Source organism: Cellulomonas sp. ACRRI (assembly GCF_022346185.1).
GTDB lineage: Bacteria > Actinomycetota > Actinomycetes > Actinomycetales > Cellulomonadaceae > Cellulomonas.
This window is the reverse complement of record NZ_JAKRMS010000190.1, coordinates 1-5522: the sequence shown is the minus strand read 5'-3', so window position 1 is coordinate 5522 and position 5522 is coordinate 1. Positions and strand designations below refer to the sequence as shown.

At 78.6% G+C, this 5522-nt stretch carries 6 protein-coding genes; 3 read left to right on the top strand and 3 right to left on the bottom strand.

Features of this window, described 5'->3' with window-relative positions; genetic code table 11:
- Positions 1-309 precede the first annotated feature (309 nt).
- Together MHY85_RS20020 and MHY85_RS20015 are read right to left on the bottom strand one after the other, a co-directional pair.
- Entirely contained in the window at positions 310-708 is a 399-nt protein-coding gene (locus MHY85_RS20020; RefSeq protein WP_239199962.1) for a universal stress protein, read from the bottom strand.
- Positions 709-837: 129 nt separating this feature from the next.
- Positions 838-2670 (bottom strand): DUF4192 family protein, encoded by a 1833-nt coding sequence (locus MHY85_RS20015; RefSeq protein WP_308191451.1) that lies wholly within the window; start codon positions 2668-2670, stop codon positions 838-840.
- A gap of 31 nt (positions 2671-2701) precedes the next feature.
- On the opposite strand from MHY85_RS20015, the gene MHY85_RS20010 reads away from it, so the two are divergent.
- Both MHY85_RS20010 and MHY85_RS20005 read left to right on the top strand, forming a co-directional pair.
- The gene (locus tag MHY85_RS20010; RefSeq protein ID WP_239199959.1) at positions 2702-3211 is read left to right on the top strand and encodes a hypothetical protein; all 510 of its coding nucleotides are present in this window, start codon (positions 2702-2704) and stop codon (positions 3209-3211) included.
- A 17-nt stretch (positions 3212-3228) separates the two neighbouring features.
- Positions 3229-4347 (top strand): polyprenyl synthetase family protein, encoded by a 1119-nt coding sequence (locus MHY85_RS20005; RefSeq protein WP_239199958.1) that lies wholly within the window; start codon positions 3229-3231, stop codon positions 4345-4347.
- Positions 4348-4365: 18 nt separating this feature from the next.
- On the opposite strand, the gene MHY85_RS20000 is transcribed toward MHY85_RS20005, so the two are convergent.
- On the bottom strand, positions 4366-4785 hold the full coding sequence (locus MHY85_RS20000; protein ID WP_239199957.1) for an Rv2175c family DNA-binding protein: 420 nt from the start codon (positions 4783-4785) through the stop codon (positions 4366-4368).
- A 262-nt stretch (positions 4786-5047) separates the two neighbouring features.
- Here MHY85_RS20000 and MHY85_RS19995 point away from each other — a divergent pair.
- The coding region (locus tag MHY85_RS19995) for a LysM domain-containing protein (protein WP_239199956.1) at positions 5048-5522 on the top strand (475 nt) is incomplete at its 3' end.

Below are 5522 nucleotides of genomic sequence, written 5' to 3'. Positions count from 1 at the left end.
GAGGGTGGGGGTGGGAGTCTGGGGCGTCACGAATGACCTTTCGGCAGCAAGGGACCCGGTTCGGCGCATCGGGTACCTCGATATTGTACCGGCCCGCACCCGCCACGGGATGCCCCGGACGGGCGGCGACGCCTCGGTCCGGCAGGCCGGATGACCTGTCGTAGGTGCTCAACGCGCGAGGCCCGCCGCGGATTCCCGCGACGGGCCTGCCGTGCCGGCCGGGGGCACCCCGGGCGTGTCCCGCACCCCCGGGCGTGTCGGCCGCGGGCGGCCGCCCGGCCCGGTCGCCGACCCCGGGAGCCGCCGTGGTCAGCTCGGGTCGGGCTTGACCGCCAGGACCGGGCACGGGGAGTCGAGCAGGATGCGCTGGGCGTTGGCGCCGAGGATCAGCTTGCCGACGGGGCTGCGGCGGCGCAGACCGATGACGATGAGCGTGGCGTCCGTCTCCTCCGCGGTGCCGATGAGCGTCTCGGCGACGTCCCGGCCACCCGTCACGACACGCACGTCGTGCGGGACGCCCCGGGACTCGAGCGACCCGCGGACCTCGTCGAGGGCGGCGGCGAGCTCGTCCTTCTGCTCGTCGGTCTCGTCCCCGCGCTCGCTCACGACCACGACCAGGGGCTCCGACCTGCGGACCGCCTCGCCCGTCGCCGCCGCGAGCGCGGCACGTCCCTCGACGGTCGCCAGGTACCCGACCACGATGCTCATGTGTGCTCCTCGCACGTGCGCTGTGCGTCCTCGGGCGCGCACCGGGGCGCCGTCGCGCGGGTGCGGGCCGTGGACCGTGGTCCGACCGTACCGGAAGGGGTCGGGGCGCACGACCGGTCCCCGGGGCGCTCAGCAGCGACGACGCACCCACCCCGGCGGCAGGCCCGCGCCGAGCGCGCGGTCGAGCAGCCCCGCGAGCCGGTGGCCCGGGTCCTGGTCGAGCGCGCGCTCGACCAGGACCGACGCCCGGACGGCGTCCCCGTCCCACCACGCCAGCAGGGCGAGCACGGTGAGCGCGGGCGCCTGCCGGTCCCGCCGGCCGTGGGCGACGACCCGCTCGAGGGCCGCGCGTCCGGCGTCCGCGACGTCCTGGCGCGGTTCACGGCCGCGCGCGGGGTCCACGAGCCGGTCGAGCGCCTCGCGCACCCGTGCGGACACCGTGCGGGCGTCCTGCACGCCGGGGGCCCGGTCCGCCGCGTCCGCCGGGTCCCCGGCGCCCGCGTCGCGCTCGGGGCGCCGGCGGCCGCGGTCCGCGCACTCCTCGCACGCCCCGTCGCCCTCGCACGCTCCGTTGCCCTCGCACGCTCCGTTGCCCTCGCACGCCCCGTCGCCCTCGCAGGCCTCGTGGCCCTCGCCGGCCTCGCGGTCCGCGCGGGCCCTGCAGGCCCCGCGGGCCCCGCAGGCCCCGCGTTCCTCGTCCTCCGCGTCCTCCTCGTCCTCCGCGTCCTCCTCGCGGTCCTCCCGGCCCGCGCACGCCCCGCACGCCCAGCGGGCCCCGCGGGCCCCGCCGTCCTCGCCCGCCGTGCAGGCCTCGCAGGCCTCGCAGGCCTCGCAGGCCTCGCGTGCCTCACGGTCCCCGCAGGCCCCGCAGGCCCCACGGTCCTCGCCCGCCCCGCAGGCCCGGCGGACCTCGCAGGCCCCGCGCTCCTCGTCCACCTCACACTCCGCGCACTCGGCGGAGGCGACCGCGTCCCGCTCCCCCGGCCCGCTCGCGCGCGCGGGTCGGCCCCCGTCGTCCGCCCACGCCGTCCCGGCCCCGGCCCGTCCGATGGCGCCCGTGCGCACCAGCGCGTCAGGCAGCGCCGCGTCCTCGGGGGCGACGAGCGTCAGCACGACGGCGTCCCGCACGACAGGGTCGAGGAGAGCCGCCTCGACCCGGCCGAGCGCGGCGGGCGGGACCTCGTCCGGCTCCCCGGCCGCCGCGAGCACACCCCGCCATGCCGCGAGCGACCGCTGCCGCCACCGGAGCACGGCGTCGGCGCCGTCGGCGCGCAGCAGGGCGTCGAACCAGCGGGACCGCGCGGCGGCGGCGGACCGGCGCCGGCCGGGCGGGGCGGGCCGCACGAGCCCCAGCTCCTCCCGCGACCCGGCGACCCCGCCCCGGCGCGACACGAGCCGGCCGGCCAGGTCCCCGCCCGACAGGTCGGCGAGCGGTCGCCCGCCGGCGGGGCAGCAGCCGCGGTCCCGGCAGTCCAGCCCGAGGTAGCTCCCGCCGTCGACGGACCAGGTCGTCAGGGGTCCCACGCCGGCCAGGCCGCGGCGCAGCACCTCCGCGGCGCGCGCCCCGCGGGAGCCGGGCCGGGCACGCAGCCCGCGCTCGGGGTCACGCGGGTCGCCCTCCCCGGCGTAGAGCACGACGACGACCTCGGCGGTGCCGTCGTCGCGCAGGTGGTCGGCGAGGGCCGCGGCCAGCTCCGGGCCGTCGGGGCGGAGGACGTCGGGCAGGTCGACCCGCGCCACGAGGCCGACCTGACGGCCGGGCGGCCGGAGACCGACCAGCACGGCGGAGTCGCCGGGTTGGAAGCCCAGCAGGTGGGGCACCAGCGCGAGCAGCTCGCGCGGGTGCCCGAGCCGGAGGGTGGCGCGGTCGGGTGGACGGCATGACGACCACGACGCCCCGCCCCGACCCGGGACCGTCCTGGGGACGATGCAGCACCCACGCCCCTGTGGAGGAGTCGGCACCCGCTCGTGGAGCGGCGCTACTGTGGCGCCCGTGCTCCGCCGTCCCACCACCGCCGCCCTCGTCCTGACCGTCGTGGCGCTCGGCTCGACGGGCTGCACGGGCGACGACGGCGGCGCGCCGACCGCGTCGGCGACCGCCACGGTCCCGGCCCCCGCGCCCACGGAGTCGCTCCTGCCCAGCCCGACCTCCACGGGCTCGTCGGTCGGCGACCTCGCGGCGGGCTTCCCGTCCGACCTGGTGCAGCCGCCCGAGGGCAGCGAGATCCTCGTGTCGAGCGCGGAGGACGACGCGGCGACGGGACTGACGACGATCAGCCTGAACCTGCGCAGCCCGCTCGCGACCGACCAGCTGGTGCAGGCGGTGCGCGACCAGCTGGCCGCGGCGGGCTTCGCGGAGACCGTGGTCGACCCGGGCTCGACCGGCCTGGCGGCGTCGTCGACGTTCGTGCGCGGGGACGGCGGCGCGGAGCTGCTCACGCTGGGCGTGCTGGACCGCGACGGGGTGCGCACGCTGACGCTGGGCGGGACCGTCCGGCTCTGAGGCCCTACGCTCGCCGGGTGAGCACCGCCCCCGCACTCGTCGACGCCGAGGACCTCCGCACCCGGGTCGACGCCCTGCTCACGGAGCACGTCGAGGCGCTGCTGCCCGAGCTGGTCGCCTCCGGTGCCGGTGCCGCGCCGCTGGCGGACGCCCTGAGCCACATGCTGGCCGGCGGCAAGCGGCTGCGGGCGGCCTTCTGCTGGTGGTCGTGGCGCGCGCACGGCGGCGACCCGGCCTCCCCCGAGGCGGACGCGGTGCTGCGGGTCGGCGCGGCGCTGGAGCTGTTCCAGGCGGCCGCGCTGTTCCACGACGACGTGATGGACGACTCGGACACCCGGCGCGGCCGGCCGGCGGCGCACCGCCGGTTCGCCGCGCTGCACGCCGAGCGGGGCTGGTCCGGCGACCCCGACCGGTTCGGCGAGTCGGCGGCGATCCTGCTCGGCGACCTGGCCCTCGTGGCGAGCGAGCGGGAGTTCGTGCGCGCGGTCGCGGACCTGCCGGCCGAGCGGCGGGCGGCCGCGCACGCGGTCTTCGAGCGGATGCGGACCGAGGTCACGGTCGGGCAGTACCTCGACCTGCTCGCCGAGGTCCTGCCGTGGGGGCAGGACCCCGAGGCCGACGAGCGGCGGGCCCGCGAGGTGATCGTCGCGAAGGCCGCGCGGTACAGCGTGGAGCACCCGCTGCTGCTCGGCGCGGTGCTCGCCGGCGCGGACGACGCCGCGCTGGCCGCGACCGCCGCCTACGGCCTGCCGCTCGGCGAGGCGTTCCAGCTCCGCGACGACCTGCTCGGCGTGTTCGGCGACCCGGCGACGACGGGCAAGCCCGCCGGGGACGACCTGCGCGAGGGCAAGCGCACCGTGCTCGTGGCGCGGGCGATGGCGCACGCCCGCGCCACGCAGGACGCCGGTCTGGCCGACGCGCTGCACGCCGGTCTCGGCGACCGGGCGCTGGACGACGCGGCGTGCCGCGCGCTCGCCGACCGGATCGAGGCGAGCGGCGCCGTGGCCGACGTGGAGGCGCTCATCGCCGACCTGGGCGAGCGCGGGTTCGCCGCGCTCGCCCGGGCAGAGCTCACCGAGGACGGCCGGGCGATGCTCGTCGCCCTGGGCCACGCGGCGGTCGACCGCCGGGCGTGAGCCCGCGCCGGGCCGGGCTCAGAGCAGCGCCTGCGCCCGCCGCCGCACCTCGGTCTTGTGGCCGGCGCGCAGGGCGTCCACCGGCCGGCCGGGCAACGTCTCGTCGGGCGTGAACAGCCAGGCGATCGCCTCGGCGTCCGACATGCCGACGTCGCCCAGCACGGACAGCGTCCCCTGCAGCGAGGCGAGGACGGCGGACGTGCCGGCCGCCTCCTGCTCGCCGTAGCCGTCCGGCACGGTCGCGGGGTTGCGGGCGTCGGCGGGCACGAGGAACGCGGCGGGGACGCTCAGCACCGGCGGCTCGCCCCGGCGGACGCCGGCGAGGCGGCGCTCCTTCAGCAGGCGGCGGACCTTCCCGGCGTCGACGCCGAGCTCCTCCGCCACGTCGGGCACGGTCAGCCAGGAGTCGACCAGGTCATCGGGGGTCTGCGCAGTCACGCGGGCCAGCGTACTGACGCCCGGGGCGGGTCCGCGCACGACGCGGCGTTCCCCCTGGTGGCGGACGCCGCTCGCCCCGGAGTGTGAGGAATGCGTCCGAAATGTCCTGGTCAATGCACCGAATGGTCCCCCCGGCTTCCCACCTCCCACCACGTGCACTACCGTCACAGTGTTCACACCAGTCACACGAGTCACACCCGTCACGCGCTCCGGGCGCGTACCGCCACCGCTCCACGTCGTCTCAGCACCAGGGGTTCCCACCATGTCGCAGCCCGCCCTCGCCCTCACGGACCAGGCCGCCCGCTCCCAGGGCACCCCGGCCCGCGCCGCGGGCCACCGTGGCCGGCGTCTCGCCACCAGCACCGGCGCCCTGGCGATCGCGGCGGTCGCCGCGACCGCCGCGGCCCCGGCCGCGCACGCCGACGAGCCGTACACGGTGCGCTCCGGCGACACGGTGAGCCACATCGCCGCGAAGTACGGCACGAGCGTCGCCGCCGTGCGCACCGCGAACGGCCTGAACGGCAGCGCGTTCATCCGCGAGGGCCAGCGCCTGACGATCCCGACGTCCGGCACCGCCGCCGCGGCCCCGGCCGCGGCGCCCGCGTCCGCCGGCGGGTCGCACACCGTCGCCTCCGGCGAGACCGTGTCCGCGATCGCCAAGCGCTACGGCACGACCGTCTCCGCGATCGTCTCCGCCAACGGGCTCGACGCGCGCGCCTTCATCCGCGTCGGCCAGA